This is a genomic window from Vogesella indigofera, from assembly GCF_028548395.1.
GTDB lineage: Bacteria > Pseudomonadota > Gammaproteobacteria > Burkholderiales > Chromobacteriaceae > Vogesella > Vogesella indigofera_A.
This window is the reverse complement of sequence record NZ_JAQQLA010000009.1, coordinates 180,593-198,893: the sequence shown is the minus strand read 5'-3', so window position 1 is coordinate 198,893 and position 18,301 is coordinate 180,593. Positions and strand designations below refer to the sequence as shown.

General features: G+C 65.0%; 14 protein-coding genes. 10 read left to right on the top strand and 4 right to left on the bottom strand.

Going from position 1 to position 18,301, the window contains the following annotated elements:
• The first annotated feature begins 16 nt into the window (after nt 1-16).
• Genes rfaQ through PQU89_RS14490 form a run of 10 tightly spaced genes read left to right on the top strand, consistent with a single transcriptional unit; the run spans nt 17 to nt 11,750 of the window.
• A complete protein-coding gene (rfaQ, locus tag PQU89_RS14535) occupies nt 17-1,099 on the top strand; it encodes a putative lipopolysaccharide heptosyltransferase III (protein ID WP_272766443.1) in 1,083 nt (360 codons plus the stop codon).
• A complete protein-coding gene (locus PQU89_RS14530; RefSeq protein ID WP_272766442.1) occupies nt 1,096-2,217 on the top strand; it encodes a glycosyltransferase family 4 protein in 1,122 nt (373 codons plus the stop codon). The genes rfaQ and PQU89_RS14530 overlap by 4 nt, the downstream gene beginning before the upstream one ends.
• Nucleotides 2,218-2,276: 59 nt before the next feature.
• Nucleotides 2,277-4,037, top strand: coding sequence for a lipid A export permease/ATP-binding protein MsbA (gene msbA, locus PQU89_RS14525; RefSeq protein ID WP_272766441.1), 1,761 nt, complete (start codon nt 2,277-2,279; stop codon nt 4,035-4,037).
• Nucleotides 4,030-5,130, top strand: a complete 1,101-nt coding sequence (locus PQU89_RS14520) for a glycosyltransferase family 4 protein (RefSeq protein ID WP_272766440.1) — start codon at nt 4,030-4,032, stop codon at nt 5,128-5,130. The genes msbA and PQU89_RS14520 overlap by 8 nt, the downstream gene beginning before the upstream one ends.
• The gene (locus PQU89_RS14515; protein WP_272766439.1) at nt 5,127-5,948 is read left to right on the top strand and encodes a polysaccharide deacetylase family protein; all 822 of its coding nucleotides are present in this window, start codon (nt 5,127-5,129) and stop codon (nt 5,946-5,948) included. The genes PQU89_RS14520 and PQU89_RS14515 overlap by 4 nt, the downstream gene beginning before the upstream one ends.
• Nucleotides 5,948-7,093 carry a glycosyltransferase family 9 protein gene (locus PQU89_RS14510; protein WP_272766438.1) on the top strand — a complete coding sequence of 382 codons (1,146 nt, stop codon included), beginning with the start codon at nt 5,948-5,950 and terminating at the stop codon, nt 7,091-7,093. The genes PQU89_RS14515 and PQU89_RS14510 overlap by 1 nt, the downstream gene beginning before the upstream one ends.
• On the top strand, nt 7,090-8,301 hold the full coding sequence (locus PQU89_RS14505; protein ID WP_272766437.1) for a glycosyltransferase: 1,212 nt from the start codon (nt 7,090-7,092) through the stop codon (nt 8,299-8,301). The genes PQU89_RS14510 and PQU89_RS14505 overlap by 4 nt, the downstream gene beginning before the upstream one ends.
• Nucleotides 8,298-9,407, top strand: coding sequence for a glycosyltransferase family 9 protein (locus PQU89_RS14500; RefSeq protein WP_272766436.1), 1,110 nt, complete (start codon nt 8,298-8,300; stop codon nt 9,405-9,407). The genes PQU89_RS14505 and PQU89_RS14500 overlap by 4 nt, the downstream gene beginning before the upstream one ends.
• Nucleotides 9,400-10,695, top strand: coding sequence for an O-antigen ligase family protein (locus tag PQU89_RS14495; RefSeq protein ID WP_272766435.1), 1,296 nt, complete (start codon nt 9,400-9,402; stop codon nt 10,693-10,695). Before PQU89_RS14500 ends, PQU89_RS14495 begins: the two co-directional genes overlap by 8 nt.
• Nucleotides 10,692-11,750 (top strand): glycosyltransferase family 9 protein, encoded by a 1,059-nt coding sequence (locus PQU89_RS14490; RefSeq protein ID WP_272766434.1) that lies wholly within the window; start codon nt 10,692-10,694, stop codon nt 11,748-11,750. The genes PQU89_RS14495 and PQU89_RS14490 overlap by 4 nt, the downstream gene beginning before the upstream one ends.
• A gap of 102 nt (nt 11,751-11,852) precedes the next feature.
• Here the strand turns inward: PQU89_RS14490 and PQU89_RS14485 are convergent, their stop codons facing one another.
• From PQU89_RS14485 to PQU89_RS14470, 4 genes are all read right to left on the bottom strand, one after another.
• Entirely contained in the window at nt 11,853-13,160 is a 1,308-nt protein-coding gene (locus PQU89_RS14485) for a TolC family outer membrane protein (RefSeq protein WP_272766433.1), read from the bottom strand.
• Between the two features lie 80 nt (nt 13,161-13,240).
• Nucleotides 13,241-16,300, bottom strand: coding sequence for an efflux RND transporter permease subunit (locus PQU89_RS14480; RefSeq protein WP_272766432.1), 3,060 nt, complete (start codon nt 16,298-16,300; stop codon nt 13,241-13,243).
• Nucleotides 16,301-16,309: 9 nt separating this feature from the next.
• The gene (locus PQU89_RS14475) at nt 16,310-17,383 is read right to left on the bottom strand and encodes an efflux RND transporter periplasmic adaptor subunit (protein WP_272766431.1); all 1,074 of its coding nucleotides are present in this window, start codon (nt 17,381-17,383) and stop codon (nt 16,310-16,312) included.
• A 20-nt stretch (nt 17,384-17,403) separates the two neighbouring features.
• Nucleotides 17,404-18,069, bottom strand: a complete 666-nt coding sequence (locus tag PQU89_RS14470) for a TetR/AcrR family transcriptional regulator (protein ID WP_272766430.1) — start codon at nt 18,067-18,069, stop codon at nt 17,404-17,406.
• Between the last annotated feature and the right edge of the window lie 232 nt (nt 18,070-18,301).

Here is an 18,301-nt window from a genome sequence, read left to right as displayed (position 1 = left end):
GGCTTTTTTCTTTTCTATGCTCAAAGACGCTATCGATCTGTCCGCCGTGCGCCGCGTGCTTGTCATCAAGCTGCGCCACCACGGCGACGTGCTGTTGTCGTCACCGGTGCTGTCGGTGCTGAAGACGCACGCGCCGCATGCCGAGATCGACGCGCTGGTGTATCACGACACCCGCGACATGCTGTCCGGCCATCCGGCGCTGTCGCAGCTGTTCACTATCGACCGGCAGTGGAAGAAACTTGGCCTGCGTGGCCAGCTGGCCGCCGAGTGGCAGCTGCTGGCCGGGCTGAGGGCCAGTCACTACGATCTGGTGATCCAGCTGACCGAACACAAGCGCGGCGCCTGGCTGAGCCGCATGCTGCGGCCGCGCTGGGCGGTGGCGCCGGGCGGCAATTTCGGCAAGTTCTTCGCCAACAGTTTCAGTCATCGTTACCCGGTGATCAGTGGCAATCGCCGCCATACCGTCGAAATCCACCTTGATGCCTTGCGCCGTCTCGGCATCTATCCGGCCGCAGACGAGCGGCGGCTGCAGCTGGTGGCCGGCGAAGCGGCACAGCAGAGCGTGCGCCAGAAGCTGGCGGAGCAGGGTGTCAGCGGCCGTTATCTGGTCATCCATCCGACCTCGCGCTGGCTGTTCAAGACCTGGCCCGCCGCGCGCATGGCGGCGCTGATCGAGCAGTTGCGTGCACAGGGCGAAACGGTGGTGCTGTCGGCGGCACCGGACCCGGCCGAGCTGGCGCTGCTGGCCGACATCACCGGCCGGCTGTCCCGACCGGTCGCCTCGCTGGCCGGACAGCTGAACCTGAAGGAGCTGGCGGCGCTGATCGACGGTGCGCGGGCCTTCATCGGCATGGATTCGGTGCCGATGCACATCGCCGCGGCGATGCAGACGCCGTGCGTGGCGCTGTTCGGCCCCTCCGGCGACATCGAGTGGGGGCCGTGGCAGGTGCCGCACCGCGTACTGACGACCAGCCTGCCGTGCCGCCCGTGCGGCAAGGACGGCTGTGGCGGCGGCAAGCGCAGCGAATGCCTGGAACTGATCACCGAGGCGCAGGCACTGGCCGCTTTCAACAGCCTGATGGCCGAGGTAGGCGCATGACGCGGTTGGTGATCGTGCGGCAGAAATACAATCCGGCCGGCGGCGCCGAGCGCTTTGTCAGCCGCGCGCTGTCGGCGCTGTCGGCGCAGGGCGGGCTGGAAGTGAACCTGATCGCGCGCAAGTGGGAGTCGCTTTCCGGCGTGCGCGCCATTGCGGCCAACCCGTTCTATCTCGGCAGCGTCTGGCGCGACTGGGGTTTTGCCTGCGCCGCGCGCCGGATCTGGCAGCGCGAAGGCTTCGAGCTGGTGCAGTCGCACGAGCGCATCGCCGGCTGCGACATCTACCGCGCCGGTGACGGCGTGCATCGCCACTGGCTGCAACTGCGCCGCCGGGTACTGTCGCGTTGGGGCCGCATCGCGTTGCAACTGAACCCCTACCACCACTACGTACAGTGGATGGAGCGGCGCATGTTCCGACATCCACGCCTGAAAACGGTGATCTGCAACTCGCAGATGGTAAAGCGCGAGATCCAGCACTACTTTGGCTTGCCGGACGCACGTTTTGCCGTGATTTACAATGGCGTCGATACGGCGGCTTTCCATCCGTCGCTGCGCGAACACCGCGCCGCGATGCGTGCGCAGTGGCAGATTCCGTCATCCGCGCCGTTGCTGCTGTACGTCGGCTCCGGTTTCGAGCGCAAGGGCGTGGCGCGGGCATTGCAGGCCATCGTGCCGCACCCCGAGGTGCAGCTGCTGATTGTCGGCAAGGACAAGCACGCCGCGCAGTACCAAAGGTTGGCCGCAACGCTGGGGGTTACCGCACGTGTCCGCTTCTGCGGCGCGCAAAACGACGTCAAGCCGTTTTACGGCATGGCCGACGCCTTCATCCTGCCGACCCTGTACGATCCGTTTCCCAATGTCTGTGTCGAGGCGCTGGCCTGCGGTCTGCCGGTGTTCACCACGCAGCAGTGCGGTGCCGCCGAGCTGATCCGCGACGGCGACAACGGCTGGGTCGCCGACGCGCTGGACGGTGCCACCCTGCGCCTGCAGCTCGGCCAATGGCTGGCCAGCCGTGCCGAGTGGCCAAGGTTGGCCGCGGCGGCGCGGGCCAGTACCGCCGAACTCACGCTGGAGCAGATGGCTGGCCGTCTGCTGGCTTGCTACCAGCGCTTGCTGTGACAGGGCCCGGCTGGCGCCGGGCTGGTTTATAATCGTCTGTTTTATCGTTGGTTTTTCGCATGACAACTCCTTCTGCGGTCAGCAGTTTTGCGCTTTACAAGCGGGTGCTCGGCTACCTGAAGCCTTACTGGAAGGTGTTCATGGTGTCGCTGCTGTCGATGAGCATCGCCGCCGCCACCGAACCGGCGTTTGCCCGGCTGATGAAACCGCTGATCGACGGCGGCTTCGTCAACAAAGACGGCTCGTCGCTGATCTGGGCGCCGCTGGCCATTGTCGGCCTGTTCCTGGTGCGCGGGCTGACCAGCTATATCAACGAATACTCCACCAGCTGGCTGACCGGCCATCTGGTGCAGACGCTGCGCGAGGAGATGTTTGCCAAGCTGGTGCGTCTGCCGGTGAACTACTACGACGACCATCCGTCCGGCCGCCTGCTGTCGCGCATCGCCTTTGACGTCAATCTGGTGACCGAAGCCGGCTTCAACGTGATCACCGTCACCGTCAAGGACGGCATCACCATCATCGGCCTGCTCGGCCTGCTGTTTTATACCGATTGGCAACTGACGCTGATCTGCCTCGCGGTACTGCCGGTGGTGTCGCTGTGTGTGCGGCTGGTCAGCAAGCGTCTGCGCGGCCTGTCGCGGCAGAACCAGCAGAACATCGCGCAGCTGACCCAGGTGCTGGGCGAGACCATCGATTGCCATCGCGTGGTCAAGGTCTACGGCGGCGAAGGCTACGAGGCGCAGCGCTTCCAGTGCACGGCCGAGGCCATCCGCCACAACGGCGTCAAGCAAAGTGCCACCTCGTCGGCCAACACCGGCGTCACCCAGCTGTTCATCGCCTGCGCGCTGGCGGCCATCCTGTATTTCGCCGCGTTGCGTGCCCACAGCGGCAGCTTTACCGCCGGTGACTTCATGTCCTTCCTGACCGCGATGCTGATGCTGTTCGCACCGGTCAAGCGCATCACCAGCATTTCGCAGTCGCTGCAGAAAGGGTTGGCCGCCGCCGAGAGTGTGTTCGGTTTCCTTGACGAGCAGGGCGAGCCGGACAACGGCACCCGCCGCCTGCAGGGTACGCGTGGCGAGCTGGCGTTCGATAACGTGCAGTTCAGCTATCCCGCTGCCGAGCGTCCGGCGCTGCAGGACATCCGTTTTGCCGTCAAGCCGGGTGAAACGGTGGCGCTGGTTGGCTCCAGTGGCAGCGGCAAGACCACGCTGGTCAGCCTGATCCCACGCTTCTACGAGCCATCGGCGGGGCAGATTAAGCTGGATGGTATTCCGCTGACCGACATTGCTCTGGCCAGCCTGCGTCAGCACATCGCGCTGGTCAGCCAGGACGTGGTGCTGTTCAACGACAGCGTGGCGGCCAACATCGCCTATGGCCGCATCGGTGAAGTCAGTCGCGAACAGGTTGTCGACGCCGCCCGCGCCGCCAATGCGCTGGAGTTCATCGAGGCGATGCCGCAGGGCTTTGACACCATCATCGGTGAAAACGGTGTGCGCCTGTCCGGCGGCCAGCGCCAGCGGCTGGCGATTGCCCGTGCGCTGCTGAAAAACGCACCGATCCTGATTCTGGACGAGGCGACCAGCGCGCTGGATACCCAATCCGAGCGCCTGGTGCAGGCCGCGCTGGAGAACCTGATGCAGAACCGCACCACGCTGGTGATTGCCCACCGCCTGTCTACTATCGAGCACGCCGACCGTATCGTGGTCATGCACCAAGGGCGCATTGCCGAGGTTGGCAACCATGTCGAACTGATCGCTCGCGACGGGCTGTATGCCAACCTGCACCGCCTGCAGTTCAAGGAGCCAGCACATGACTAAGCCGGTGCTGACCATCGTGCATACCGAATCGTCGCTGGGCTGGGGCGGGCAGGAGCACCGCACCTTCAAGGAGATGGTCGGCCTGCGTCAGCTGGGCCACCGCATGATCCTGCTGTGCCAGCCCAAGGCCAAGTTCGGCGCGCGCGCGCGCGAAGCCGGTTTCGAGGTGTTCGAGGTGCGCATGCGCAACGGCATCGACCTGCCGGCGGCCTGGAAAATGGCGGCCATCATCCGTCGCGTGCAGGCCGACGTGGTCAATACCCACAGCGGCCGCGACAGCATCCTCGGCGGCCTGGCCGGACTGCTGGCCGGACGCCTGGTGGTGCGTACCCGCCATCTGGCACTGCCGATTACCTCGCGTTTCACCTACACCACGCTGCCGCATCATGTCGTCAGCGTCAGCGAGCACGTGCGCCGCTACCTGATCAGCGAAGGCGTGCCGGAATCACGCGTGTCTACCGTGTACACCGGCATTGACCCGCAGGCGATGCAGCTGGACGGCCCGTCCACGCTGCGGGCCGAGCTGGGCATTGCCGACAGCGCTCGCGTGATCGGTACCGTGGCCATCCTGCGCATGAAAAAGGGCCACCGTTTCATCGTGGAGGCCGCCGACCGCATTCTGGCGGCTCATCCAGACACCCATTTCGTATTTGCCGGCGATGGCGCGCAGATGGACAACCTCAAAGTGCTGATTGCGGCCAAAGGGTTGGCCGCACGCATTCACCTGCTCGGCCTGCGCCGCGATATTGCCAACGTGCTGGCTGGTTGCGACCTGTTTCTGCTGCCGACCGAGCAGGAGGCGCTGGGCACGTCCTACATTGAGGCGATGGCGATGGGCCTGCCGGTGGTGGGTACCAATGTCGACGGCGTGCCGGAAGTGGTACGTGATGGCGACAACGGCCTGCTGATCGCGCCGGGCGATGCCACCAGCCTGGCCGAAGCGGTCAACCGCCTGCTGGGCGACGACGCGCTACGCCGGCGCATGGCCGGGCGCAGCCGCGAGCTGGTGTCATCGGTGTTCCACGTCGACACCATGTGCCGGTCCATGCTGGACCTCTATCGTCGCCTGCTGGCACAACGGGGGCAGGGATGAAACAGGCCAAAGCCATTCCGGTACTGATGTACCACCACGTCAGCCCCAGCCCCGGGCTGGTGACGGTCTCGCCGCAGACCTTCGAGCACAATATGTGCTGGCTGGCGGAAAACGGCTGGACTACTATCGGCTGCGACGACCTGGCCGGCTTTCTGGCCGGCCGGCGGCTGCCGGACAAAAGCGTGCTGGTGACCTTTGACGACGGCTATCTCGACAACTGGGTCTACGCCCATCCGGTGCTGCAGCGTTACGGCCAGCAGGCCACGCTGTTCACCATCACCGGCTGGATCGGCGACGGGGCGGTGCGCGCGCACGATGGCTGCGGCCAACCTTTGCCGGCCACGCCGGATCACAATGGCTGCAAGCGGGCTGTTGACGAGGGCCGCGCTGATGAGGTGATGATGCGCTGGAGCGAGATCGAGGCGGCGCGCGCTGCCGGCACCTTCGAGTTTCACAGTCATACCCACCGCCATGCCCGCTGGGACAAGCTGTGCGCCAGCCGCGAGGACAAGCGCGAACGGCTGGCCGCCGATCTGGCGCAGTCGCGTGCCACGCTGCAGGCGCGGTTGGGCTCGGTCAGCGATCACCTGTGCTGGCCGCAGGGCTATTTTGACGACGACTACCTGGCCGTGGCCGCCGAGGCCGGTTTCCGCCACCTGTACACGGTGGACAAGGCGCTCAACACCCGCGCCACCTCGCCACGACATATCGGGCGCATTGTGACCAAGGACCGCCGCGACGGCTGGTTCGGCCGCCGCCTCGGCCTGTATCGCAGCCCGCTGCTGGGGCGCGCCTATCTGGCGCTGCGGGGCAAATAATGGGTACCCGCATCCGCGAAAACCTGCTGGCGTGGGGGCTGGGCCTGGCCCGCCGCTTCGACCGCCGCGTGCCGGATCCGGCCGAACTGGGGACCGGGGCCATCCAGCGCATCCTGGTGATGTCCTGCACCGCCATCGGCGACACGCTGCTGTCCACGCCGGCCATCCGCAGCCTGCGCCAGCGCTACCCGCAGGCGCGCATCGTGCTGCTGGTCAACGCGCCGTATCACGGCCTGTTTGCCGATAATCCCGACATAGACGACCTGATCGACTACCACGGCGGCTATCGCCGTTTTGTGCGTCTGGCGCTGGCACTGCGCCGCGAGCGGTTCGATCTGGTCGCCATCCTGCACGCCAACGAGCCGCAGGCCACGCCGCTGGCGTATCTGAGCGGTGCCCGCTGGCGTTTCAAACTGCCCAACAACAGCCGTTTCCGCTTTCTGTTGAGCAACCACCAGCAGGTGAGCAACTGGGGTGACTTCACCCACGGCATCGACCAGCGTCTGGCCGTGGCCGCGCTGGCCGGTGCCGACGGCAGCGACAAGCACATGATCCTGCCGGTGGCGACGCAGACCCGCGACACGGTGGCCGGCTGGCTGCAACAGCAATACGGCATCACGCCACAACAGCCGGTGATCGGTTTCCAGGTGGGCGCCTCGACCGCCAGCCGGCGCTGGCGGCCGGAACGCTATGCCGAGCTGGCGCAGCGCCTGCTTGCGGCCAACCCTGCGCTGCGAATCGTGGTGACCGGCTCGCCGCAGGAGCGGGCGCTGGCCGATGCCGTTGCTAGCGCCGTCAACGACACGCGACTGGTGGTGACGGCAGGGCAGCTGCCGCTGACGCGGATGCCGGCACTGGTGCAGCGTTTTGCCTGCCTGGTAACGCCGGATACCGGCATCATGCACATGGCGATTGCGGTGGGCACGCCGATAGTCGGCCTGTTCGCCGCCGCGCACTGGCACGGCTCCGGCCCGACCACCGAGCTGCAGCACCATATCGTGATCCAGAAGCACCGCACCTGCGAACCCTGCCTCGGCAAGCGCTGCAAGTATTCGGCGCCGCCGTGCATGGACAACATTACGGTTGACGAAGTGCTGGCCGCCTGTGAGCGCCAGTTGTCCTTGCAACCGGAGACTCCTCAATGACAACCCGAACCAGAATCCTGTTGCTGGATACCGGCAACGAGTGGGGCGGCGGGACCAACAGCCTGTTCGAGCTGCTCAAGCGCATCGACCGCGAGCGTTTCGACATCACCTGCCTGTTTTACCGTGATTACAGCAAGGGCCAGAGCACGCTGTCGCGCGAGCTGGCCGCCATCGGCATGCCGTTGCGCCTGTTGCCGCAGCGCAAACAGCCGCTGTGGGCCAAGCTGGCCAAGGAGCTGGCCCGTGGCCTGCTGACCTGGCACAAGCCCTGGCGTCAGGCGCTGGTCAAGCGCATCGAGCACGCCTGGCGCATCGCGCCCAATGCGGCGGCGATCGCGCGCCAGCTGCGTGACGAGCGCTTCGACCTGCTGTACATGAATAACCAGCCACGCTCCAATCTGGAGGGCTATCTGGCGGCCGAGCAGACCGGCGTGCCAGTGGTGCAGCACTGCCGCATCGAGCCGCTGATGGATGCCGCCGATGCCGCCATCGTCAACCGCGTGGCCAATAAGGTGATCGGCGTTTCCAACGGTGTGGTCGAGGCATTGCACCGTCACGGCGTGCAGGAGGACAAGTGCGTGGCGGTGCTGAACGGCATCGACCCGGATCAGCCCCTGCCGGACGGCGCGGCGGTGCGGGCATCACTGCTGGCCGGCCACGAGCACGAGATCGTGCTGGGCGCGGTCGGACAACTGGTAGAGCGCAAGGGCTTGCGCTTCTTGCTGCAGGCGACCGCCGAACTGCTGCGGCGCCAGCTGCCGGTGCGTCTGTTGCTGGTCGGCGACGGCCCGCAGCGTGCCGAACTGGAAAGCTTGGCCGCAAGCCTGGGCATCTCCGGGCAGGTGGTGTTTGCCGGCTTCCAGACCCAGCCGCTGACCTATACCGCGGCGATGGACATCTGTGTGCTGGTGTCGCAAAGCGAGGGCCTGCCGCGCGTGTTGCTGGAGGCGATGCTGCTGGGCAAGCCGGTGGTGGCGTCGCGCGTGGTCGGCTCGCAGGAGCTGGTCGCCGACGGTGACAGCGGCTTGCTGGTGCCGTATGGCGACAGCGCGGCGCTGGCCGAAGCGCTGGCCACGCTGGTGGCCGATGCTGGCTTGCGCCAGCGCATGGGGCAGGCCGGTGAAGCGCGGGTGAAGGCGGAGTACACCATCGCCCGCTACGTGGCCGGCACCGAGACCATCCTGGCAGAGGCAGCACGCAAACCATGATCTACGTACTGCTGACCTATCTGCTGGCGCCTTGGTGGTGGCTGGCCAAGCGCCTGCAGCGCCGGGGCAAAGTCGAACGTATCCTGCTGGTGCAGACCGCCAAGATCGGCGACATGCTTTGTGCCACGCCGGTGATCCTGGCGCTGCGCCAGCACTATCCCGATGCGCAGCTGACCGTGTTGCACGCGCCGGTCACCGGCAAGATCATCTCCGGCATGAGCGAAGTCGACCACTGCATTGCCATCCGATCCGACTCGTGGCGCGGCTGGGGGGGTAAATGGCGGCTGGCGCGGCTGATTGCCGCCGGGCGCTACGATCTGGCGGTCAACCTGTCGCCGTCGCTGCCGCTACTGTGCGGGCTGATCTGGGCCGGCGTGCCGCGCACGCTGTCCATCATGCCGACCAAGGTTGGCCGCACGCTGGCAGCGCTGCGCCGCTGCATCGACCTGACCGAACAGCATCGTCCGGGGGAACTGGTGCTGGCCACCAAGCAGCGCCTGCTGCAGCAGCAGGGCATCGCCATGGGCCTGCGCAAGAAAATGGCTATCGCCGCCAGTGGCGAAACCGTGTGTGACCGGCTGGGCATTGCCGGTGATCATTCCGCCATCGGGCTGGCGATTTCCAGTGCCAACAAGCTGAAAGAGCTGGGTGAGGACTTGCTGTCGGCGCTGGTGGCGCGGTTGTTACGGGATTATCAGGGGCAGGTGGTGCTGATCGGCGGGCTGGAGGACGGTTCGTGTGCCGCCGCCGTGCAGACCCGCGTGCAGGGTGGCGAACGTGTCATCAATGCCGCCGGTGCCTTCCAGCTGGACGAGCTGCCGGCGCTGATGCAGCGGCTGCAGCTGTTCATCGGCGTCGATTCCGGATTGACCTATCTGGCGGATACCTTTGACGTACCGATGGTCGTGATTGTCGGGCCGGTTGATTTCCGCGAGCAGCGACCGCTGGGCGCGCGAGTGCAGTTCGTGTCGAAACAGCCGCCCTGCTATCCGTGTGCCTTTGTATTCAATGCCCCTTATGCCTGCAAGACGGGTGACCGAGCCTGTATCCGCACTGTTGCGGTTGGGGACATTCTGGTGGCAGCGAAAGAAGCCCTGAATGACTGATACCCTCCCTTCTTCCTCTCTGGCGCGCTACGGGACGTTGCTGGAGAAACCGCTGTTCTTCCTGATCGCACTATTCTGTTTTGCCTCGGCCTCGACCGCGCTGACCGCCGTCATGAACAGCAGTTTTTATCTGGCAGCCATTTTATGGGCAGGCTGGCTGCTGTGCGTGCGGCCAGCCATGCCGTGGCGGAGCGGGATATTCCGCCTATTTATGTTGCTGCTACTGGTGTTTGTCGTCTCGCTGCTGCTCAATGGCGACTGGCTGGCCAACAACCTCAACGAGTTCAAGAAGGACCACCTGAAGCCGTTGCTGGTATTTCTGATGGCGTGCAGCTTTATTCGCCGTGAGCAGCAGGTGCGCATCATCCTGCTGGGCTTTGCACTGGGCTTTGCCCTGCGCTCACTGTTGTTGCTGGCTTTTTACGGTCTTGATCTGGCTTGGCTGGCACCGTACCGGCGCGGCTATGCGATGGATGCGGTGTTCTATCTGTCATTGACTTCGGTGTTGTTGCTGTTCGGTCAGGACTGGCTGTCGCGTCGCTGGCGCGTGATGCTGGCGGTGATGTGGTGTGTGGAAATGCTGAATCTGGTGTTGCACCAGAGCCGGACACCGTTGCTGACTATCGTTGCCTGTCTGCTATTGCTGTTGCTGCTTAACGGCTCATGGCGTAAGAGCCTGCTATTGCTGCTCGGGTGTGTGATTGCTGCGGTCGGTCTATTTGTCGCGAAGCCGGAGCTGTGGCAGCGCTATGCCTCGACTTTTCGCTCCGCAACCTATCAGCAGGATGGCGCTTTGCTGGAGCGTCAGGGCATCTGGGTTGCGACCGGCTATCTGATCCGCCAGCAGCCGGTATTTGGTTATGGGCCTGGCTGGCGCAAGCTGGCACTGCTGGCACGCGACGAACAGCTGCTGCAGCACCTGCAAGCCGGTACTCACCCGCGCAACCGTTATGGCTACACGTATTTCACCGAGCGGGCATACCAGTATGGCAAGGCCAATCCGCACAATCTGTACTTGCAGGTGGCGCTGGAAACCGGCCTGTGTGGCTTGCTAGTGTACCTGTCATTCCTGTTGACACTTCTGTGGCTGGCGTTTCGTCAAGTCTGGCGGCAGACGATACGTTACCCGGTTGCCAGCAGCCTGCTGGTCATCATTCCTGCCTTCTTGCTGGTGGGTTTTGCCAATGGCATGTGGGCAAACGCGGTGTTGCTGATGATGCTGGCAGGCATGCTGTTGGAGCCGCAGGCAGCACCCCGTTCCGGCTCTTCTTCGGGAAAACTGGCATGAAGATTTTGGTGATACGCCGTGACAATATTGGTGATCTGGTTTGTACCACGCCATTAATAGCCGCCCTGCGTGAAAAATATCCGCAAGCGGCAATCTACGCATTGGTCAACGACTACAACAAGGATGTGCTGGATGGGCACCCGTTGCTGGATGGCCTGTATTTCTATACCAAACTGAAGCACCGCGGGCCAGGGGATTCGGTTGTCCGGGTAGTCTGGCGCAAGCTGATGACGTATCTTGCGCTGCGGCGCGAGCATTTTGATTACGCGATTGTGGCCGGCTCGGGTTATCCCAAAAATGCGGTGCGTCTGGCAAAGGCCGCAAGGCCGAAACATGTGATCAGTTTTGTGTCAGAGGGGACAGACTATGATGACATCGTGGACTATCCGATCCCTTTCACGCGTGACTATGTCTTCTGTCATGAAGTAGAGTGCCTCGCCGAGCTTTTGCGGCCGCTGGGTATCATTAACGCACCGGGCAAGCTGAGTTTGCCTGCTGTCGTGGTACCTGATGTTTTGGCCCGGCGTTTTTCCACAAAGCAGCGTCCGCTTATTGCCCTGCATATCAGCGCTCGCGAGAAGAGCCGGGTTTGGGATGTCGAGCATTTTTGCGAAGTGATTCGTAGCTGCTTGTCGCGGGATGTGGATTTTCTGCTGTTGTGGGCGCCTGGTGCCGCCGATGATCCCCGTCATCCGGGCGATGATGAGAAAGCGCATTACATTCGCAGCCAGTTTCCGGATCACGAGCGCCTGGTGTTCTACCCCACGCGTACCGTCAAGGAGTTGATGGCCGCATTCTCTTGCGCCGATCTGGCAGTGTGCTCGGATGGGGGCGGATTACACCTTGCGGCAGGGACCGGGGCCAGCGTGGTCGGCTTATTTGAACATCTCGATAAAAAGACCAAGCATTGGTATCCGTGGCAGGTACCGCACCGGGTGCTGACCTCTGGTTCTGAGCGAGACTGGCAGGTTGCCCATATTCCGGTAGCGGATGTTGTGCGAGCCATCGATGATTTGCTGCCGCATAGTAGGGTACTACCTGCGGATAGCAACTGATTCGCACCACTTCAAATCGACTCATACACCGTTACGACTGCGGCCAACCTTGTTAAAGGTTGGCCGCAATGTTTTTGGCGCGCCGCCTGCTGTAAACGGGTGTCAGAAGAAACGGTTGACCTCTTCCACCACCTCGTCGTCCAGCGTGCCGGCGGCCTGTGCCAGCGCCAGTCGCGCCTGCAGAAAGTTGTAGCGTGCCTGCGCCAGTGCGCGGATGGCGTCCTGGTAGTCTTTTTCCGCGTTGAGCAGGTCGAGGTTGGTGCGCACGCCGACGTCCTTGCCGAGGCGGGTGGCGTCGAGCTTGCTCTTGGCGGAGACCAGCAGCTGTTCCTGCGCCTTGACCAGCGCCGCGCCGTTGCTGACCCCCAGCCAGCTGCGGCGCACGTTCTGCGCGTTCTGGCGGCGGGTGACTTCCAGGTCCTCGCGTGCCTTGTCGCGGTTGGCCGCGGCTTCGGTCACTTGCGAGTCGATGGCGCCGCCGGCGTACAGCGGCAGCGTCAGGCTGAGGCCGAGACTGCTGCCGCGCGTGGTGTCGCGGCCGCTGGCGACGCTGGCGGCGTCGGTGCTGCGGTTGTGGCTGTAGCCGGCATTGAGGCTGACCGTGGGCAGGTGCTTGCCGCGCGCCTCGTCCAGGTTCTTTTCGGCCAGCGCCAGCTGCTGCTGTTGCAGCTGCAGCGCCAGGCTGTTCTGCTGCGCGCGTTGCGTCCACGCCTCCAGCGTGCCGAGGTCGGCGGCGCTCAGTTGCGGCTTGTCGCGCAGGCGGCGGATGCTTTCCGGGTTGAGGCCGGTCAGCTGCGCCAGCGCGTTGCGCTTGAGGTCGAGGTCGCTGAGGGCGGCGATTTCCTGGGCTGTGGCGGCGTCGTAGCCGGCCTGCGCCTCGTGGGTGTCGGTGATGGTGGCGGTACCGACCTCGAACGCCTTGCGCGCCTGCGCCAGCTGGCGCTCGTAGGCGCTCTTGGTGGCGCGGGTGACGTTCAGCACGTCCTCGGCCAGCAGCGCGTCGAAGTAGGCACGGGCGACGTCGATCACCAGTTGCTGGCCGCTGGCGTCGAACTGCAGCTGCGCCACGGTGCTGGCGATCTTGCCCTTCTGGTAGCCGCTGTAGCTGGCAGTGTCGAACAGCGGCTGCGTCAGCTGCACGCCGAGGCTGTCGCTGCGGTAGTTGCCGGCCGCCGGTTCCAGCGGCTTGGTCTGGGTGCTGGTGGCGCTCAGCCCGATGCTGGGCAGCAGCAGCGCGCGGCCCTGTACCGCCTTTTCGGCACCGGCACGGTTGGCGGCGCTGGCGCTGGCGTAGCCGGCATCGTACTGGCGCGCGGCCTGCAGCGCCTGCAGCAGGTCGAAGGCGTGGGCCGGGGCGGCGAGGGCGCTGCCGAGCAGGGCGCCCAGGCCTAGGGTGCGGATGAGCTTCATAGTGGGAGATCCGGTTGCATCATTAAAGCGGTGAAGCCTCTACCTTACCCAATTCCGGTAACGGCTTCACTCAGGATTGATTAATTTGTTTGCGGGCGCTTGACGCCGAACCACTGCGCGTACAGTGCCGGCAGGAACAGCAGCGTCAGCACGGTGGCCACCAGCAGGCCGCCCATGATCGCCACCGCCATCGGCCCCCAGAAGGTGCTGCGCGACAGCGGGATCATGGCCAGGATCGCCGCCAGCGCGGTGAGCATGATCGGGCGGAAGCGGCGCACGGTGGAGCCGACGATGGCCTCGAAGCGGTCGATGCCCTCGCCGATGTCGGTCTCAATCTGGTCGACCAGGATCACCGAGTTGCGCATGATCATGCCGAACAGCGCGATCACCCCCAGCATCGCGACAAAGCCGAACGGCGCGCCGAACAGGATCAGCGTCAGCGTGACGCCGATCAGGCCCAGCGGGGCGGTCAGCACCACCAGCAGCGTGCGCTGGAAGCTGCCGAGCTGGATCATCAGCAGTGTCAGCACGACAACCAGCATCAGCGGCGTCACCTTGGCGATCGCACCCTGCGAGTTCTGGCTGGCTTCCAGCGAGCCGCCCAGCTCGATGTGATAGCCCAGCGGCAGCGTCTTCTCCAGCTGCTGCAGCTTGGGCCACAGCGCCTTGGAGATATCGGCGGCCTGCACGCCATCGGCGGCATCGGCACGTACCGTCACCGTCGGCAGCCGGTTGCGGCGCCAGATGATGCTTTCCTCCGGCTGGTAGCTGATGCTGCCCAGCTGCGCCACCGGCACGTACTTGCCGCTGGCGGTCTGCACCATCAGGCTGCCCAGTGCCTCCACCTGCTCGCGGCCGGCGTTGTCCAGCCGCGCCACGATGCCGATGCTGCGGTCGCCTTCACGCCACTCGCTGACGGTGCTGCCGCTGATCAGCAACTGCAGCTGGCGGCTGAGCGACTGGCTGGAGACGCCTAGTACGCGTGCCTTGTCCTGGTCGATCTCCACCCGCAGCGCCTTCACCTGCTCGCCCCAGTCGATGTTGACGTGGCGGGCGCCGGGATGGGCGCGCAGCAGCGTTTCAACGTTGGCCGCAATGCTGCGCACTTTGGCGTGGTCCTCGCCCATCACGCGGAACTGCACCGCGTAGCCGACCGGCGGGCCGTTTTCCAGCCGCGTGACGCGGCCGCGCACCATCGGGAAGTCGCGCTCGAACAGCGTTTCCAGCTTGTGCTTGACGTCTTCGCGCACCTTTTCGTCCTGTGTCATCACCATCAGCTGCGCGTAGTTGAGGTGCTGCTGCTGCTGGTCCAGCGGCAGGTAGAAGCGCGGGCTGCCGCCGCCGACGTAGGCGGTGGTGCTGACCACGTGCTTGTCGTCCTTGATCAGCGCCTCCAGCTTGCGCACCTCGGCCTCGGTGGCCTGGTAGCTGGCGCCCTGCGGCAGCCACATGTCCACCATCAGCTCGACGCGGTTGGAGGAGGGGAAGAACTGCTGCTGCACGAACAGCTTGAACGCCACCAGCGACAGGATGAAGGCGGCCGCGGTCAGCGCGATCACCGTCTTGCGGTGGTCGAGGCACCACTCCACCGTGGCGCGGAAGCGCAGGTAGAACGGCTTGTGGTAGACGTCTTCGTGCGCGCTGCCGGCGTGGTGTTCCGGCAGCAGCTTGTAGCCGAGGTAGGGCACGAACACCACCGCCACGATCCACGACAGCAGCAGCGCGATGCTGACCACCGAGAACAGGCTGAACACGTACTCGCCGGCGTTGGAGCGGGCCATGCCCACCGGCAGGAAGGTGGCCGCGGTGAGCAGGGTGCCGGTCAGCATCGGGAAGGCGGTGCTGGTGTAGGCAAAGGTGGCGGCCTGGAACTTGTTCCAGCCCTGTTCCAGCTTCAGCGCCATCATTTCCACCGCGATGATGGCGTCGTCGACCAGCAGGCCCAGCGCGATGATCAGTGAGCCGAGCGAGATGCGCTGCAGATCGATGCCGAGCAGATACATGGCGAGGAAGGTCATCGCCAGCACCAGCGGGATCGACAGCGCCACCACGATACCATTGCGCACGCCCAGGCTGAGGAAGCACACCGCCAGCACGATCACCACCGCCTCGATCAGCACCTTCATGAATTCGCCGACCGCGTTCTTCACCACTTGCGGCTGGTCGGACACCGAATGGATCTGCATGCCGACCGGCAGCTTGTTCTGTACCTCCTGCATCAGCAGCTGCAGGTTGTTACCCAGTTTCAGCACGTCGCCGCCCTGTTTCATGCTAATGGCGAGGCCGAGCGCCGGCTTGCCATCAAAACGCATGCCGAACGACGGCGGGGTGACGAACTGGCGCTCGACGGTGGCGATGTCGCCCAGGCGGAAGCTCTTGCCGCCGGCGCTGAGCGGGGTGTCGGCAATGGCCGCCACCGAGCCGTAGCTGCCGGAGACGCGCACCCAGATGCGGTCGCTGGCGGTGTCGTAATTGCCGGCCGGCGTCATCGCGTTCTGCTCCGCCAGCGCGCTCCAGATGGTGCGCGCGTCCAGCTGCAGCGCCGCCAGTTTTGCATTGGACAGCGTCACGTAGATGCGCTCTTCCTGCTCGCCGATCAGGTCGACCTTGCCGACGTCGGGCAGACGCAGGACCTCCTGGCGCACGTCGTCGACGTAGCGGCGTACTTCCTCGTAACTGAAGCCGTCGCCGGTAAAGGCGTAGATGTTGCCGAAGGTGTCACCGAACTCGTCGTTGAAAAACGGGCCGCGGATGTCGGCGGGCAGGGTGTGCTTGATGTCGCCCAGCTTCTTGCGCACCGTGTACCACAGCTGCTGCACGTTCTTGGGCGGTACGTCCTCGCGGATCGACAGGATCAGCAGCGCCTCACCCGGCTTGGTGTAGCTCTTCACGTACTCCAGCTCGCCCATTTCCTGCAGTTTCTTCTCGATCTTGTCGGTGACCTGCTGCTCGGTCTCCAGCGCGGTGGCGCCGGGCCACAGCACGCGCACCATCATCGCCTTGAAGGTGAATTCCGGATCTTCCTTCTGTCCCAGCTGGGTGTAGGCGAACAGCCCGGCCACCATCAGCACCACCATCAGGTACTGCACCAGCGAGCCGTTGCGCAGCGCCCATTCCGACAGGTTGATTTTTTTCATCATTGCCGTCCCTTATTGCTGCAGCAGGCTGACGCGCTGGCCGTCGCGCAGCAGGTGGACACCGGCGGTGACCACCTTCTCGCCGCCGGCAAGGCCGGACTGCAGCGTCACACCGTGGCTGTCGAGACGGGCGACCTGCACCGCCTTGCGGCCAACCTTGTTGCCGCCGTCGATCAGCCACACGTAGTGCTTGCCGTTCTCGTCGAGAATGGCGCTGTGCGGCAGGCGGATGGCGCGCGGCTGGCCGCTGGCGGCCAGCGCGCTGATGCGCGCGGTCATGCCCAGCCGCACGCTGTCGTCGGTGGCGGCCAGCTGCAGCCGCGCGGCGTAGGTGCGGGTGGCCGGGTCGGCGTCGGCGGCCAGTTCGCGCAGGCTGGCATCCAGCTCGCGGCCGTCGGCCCACAGCGCCACCTTGAAGCCGGAGGCGCGGCGAACCCGTTCCAGCGCGTTTTCCGGCACCTGGAACAGCACCTCGCGCGCGCCGTCGGCGGCGAGGCGGGCGACCACCTGACCGGCGGCGACCACCATGCCCGGCTCGGCACTGATCTCGCTGACCACGCCGTCAGTGTCGGCCAGCAGCGAGGTGTAGCTGCCCTGGTTGCGGCTGGCGGCCAGCGCCGCCTGCGCCTGCTGCAGGCTGGCGCGCGCGCTGCTGACCGCCGCCTGCTGGCGGTCGACCTGCGACTGGCTGATGAAGGACTGGCCCAGCAGGTCGCGGAAGCGCTGCAGGTCGGCCTGCTGCTGCAGCAGGTTGGCCTGTGCCGCCGCCAGCTGCGCCGCCTTGGCCTGGCTGTCGAGTTGGTAATCGCTGGCATCCAGCACCGCCAGCACCTGGCCGCGCCGCACGCGCTCGCCGCTGCTGACGCGCTTCTCCACCACCTTGCCGGCAACGCGGAAGGCGAGACGGCTTTCCTGGCGGGCGCGGACCTCGCCGCTGAATTGCTGGCTGGCGGCAGCGTCGCTGCTGCTGGCGGTGGTGTAGCGTACCGGGCGGATTTCCTCGACCGGTTTGACCTCGTCCTGGCAGGCGGACAGGGTCAGCAGAAGCGCGCTGGCCAGGGCCAGGCGGTGGTAGTGCGGTGCCATCGTGATTTCCTCGTTGTGCTTTATTGTTGTGACTGCCGGTTGACCATCAGGCCGCCCAGCATCAGGTCCATCGACAGTTCCAGGTACTGCAGCGGCGGCATGGCGCGGTGCTGGCTGTCGGTGATCACCTTGCCGAAGGAGCAGCGCCAGGTCATGGTCAGCATCATCGGTGCCACCAGGGTGTCGACCACCGCGTGCGGGTTGATGTCGCGGAACTCGCCGCGAGCGACGCCGCGCTGCAGGATGCGCAGCAGCATGTTGTGGCTGGGCTCGATCACCTCGTGGTGGTAGAAGCGCGCCAGCTCCGGGAAGTTGGTGGCCTCGGCGAACATCAGCTTGCAGATGCCGGCCAGCGGCGATTCGCCGACTTCCATCCACCAGCGCCGCATCATCAGCCGCAGCAGCTCGGCGCTGCTGCCGTCGAACTGCTGCTCCAGCTCGGCAAAGCTGGCCAGCCGCGTCACCAGGTTCTCGCGCAGCACCGCCTTGAAGATGTCTTCCTTGTTCTCGAAGTACAGGTAGGGCGTGCCCTTGGTGACGCCGGCGGCCTTGGCGATGTCTTCCATCTTGGTGGACTTGAAGCCGCGCTCGACAAACAGCGCCAGTGCCGCGTCCAGGATCTCCGCCGGGCGGACTTCCTTGCGGCGGTGCCAGCGGGTGATCGGACAGCAGGATGGTTTGCTCATGGCGGCGTTCTCTGAATACTTGTTCATTAATCTGATGGCCGGACTTTAGTGCAACGGCTCGGTATCGGCAATTAATAAATCGAAATTTATTTGCAAATGGCTTATTGGCGGCGGCGGCCTGTTGCAGCGTTGCCAACAGCCGCCTAATCGCGGCCGGATGTGCACAAACGCCAGCCGAATCGGCCGTGCTTGGGTAGAATGCGGCGCAGCAATAGCTGTTTCTGATACCGAC

Bases quoted from the DNA above. Each gene is read 5' to 3' on its own strand.
- msbA (WP_272766441.1), top strand. From the start codon at position 2,277: ATGACAACTCCTTCTGCGGTCAGCAGTTTTGCGCTTTACAAGCGGGTG.
- PQU89_RS14485 (WP_272766433.1), bottom strand. From the start codon at position 13,160: ATGAAGCTCATCCGCACCCTAGGCCTGGGCGCCCTGCTCGGCAGCGCC.
- PQU89_RS14530 (WP_272766442.1), top strand. From the start codon at position 1,096: ATGACGCGGTTGGTGATCGTGCGGCAGAAATACAATCCGGCCGGCGGC.
- PQU89_RS14475 (WP_272766431.1), bottom strand. From the start codon at position 17,383: ATGGCACCGCACTACCACCGCCTGGCCCTGGCCAGCGCGCTTCTGCTG.
- PQU89_RS14510 (WP_272766438.1), top strand. From the start codon at position 5,948: ATGGGTACCCGCATCCGCGAAAACCTGCTGGCGTGGGGGCTGGGCCTG.
- PQU89_RS14470 (WP_272766430.1), bottom strand. From the start codon at position 18,069: ATGAGCAAACCATCCTGCTGTCCGATCACCCGCTGGCACCGCCGCAAG.
- PQU89_RS14520 (WP_272766440.1), top strand. From the start codon at position 4,030: ATGACTAAGCCGGTGCTGACCATCGTGCATACCGAATCGTCGCTGGGC.
- rfaQ (WP_272766443.1), top strand. From the start codon at position 17: ATGCTCAAAGACGCTATCGATCTGTCCGCCGTGCGCCGCGTGCTTGTC.
- PQU89_RS14480 (WP_272766432.1), bottom strand. From the start codon at position 16,300: ATGATGAAAAAAATCAACCTGTCGGAATGGGCGCTGCGCAACGGCTCG.
- PQU89_RS14505 (WP_272766437.1), top strand. From the start codon at position 7,090: ATGACAACCCGAACCAGAATCCTGTTGCTGGATACCGGCAACGAGTGG.
- PQU89_RS14500 (WP_272766436.1), top strand. From the start codon at position 8,298: ATGATCTACGTACTGCTGACCTATCTGCTGGCGCCTTGGTGGTGGCTG.
- PQU89_RS14490 (WP_272766434.1), top strand. From the start codon at position 10,692: ATGAAGATTTTGGTGATACGCCGTGACAATATTGGTGATCTGGTTTGT.
- PQU89_RS14495 (WP_272766435.1), top strand. From the start codon at position 9,400: ATGACTGATACCCTCCCTTCTTCCTCTCTGGCGCGCTACGGGACGTTG.
- PQU89_RS14515 (WP_272766439.1), top strand. From the start codon at position 5,127: ATGAAACAGGCCAAAGCCATTCCGGTACTGATGTACCACCACGTCAGC.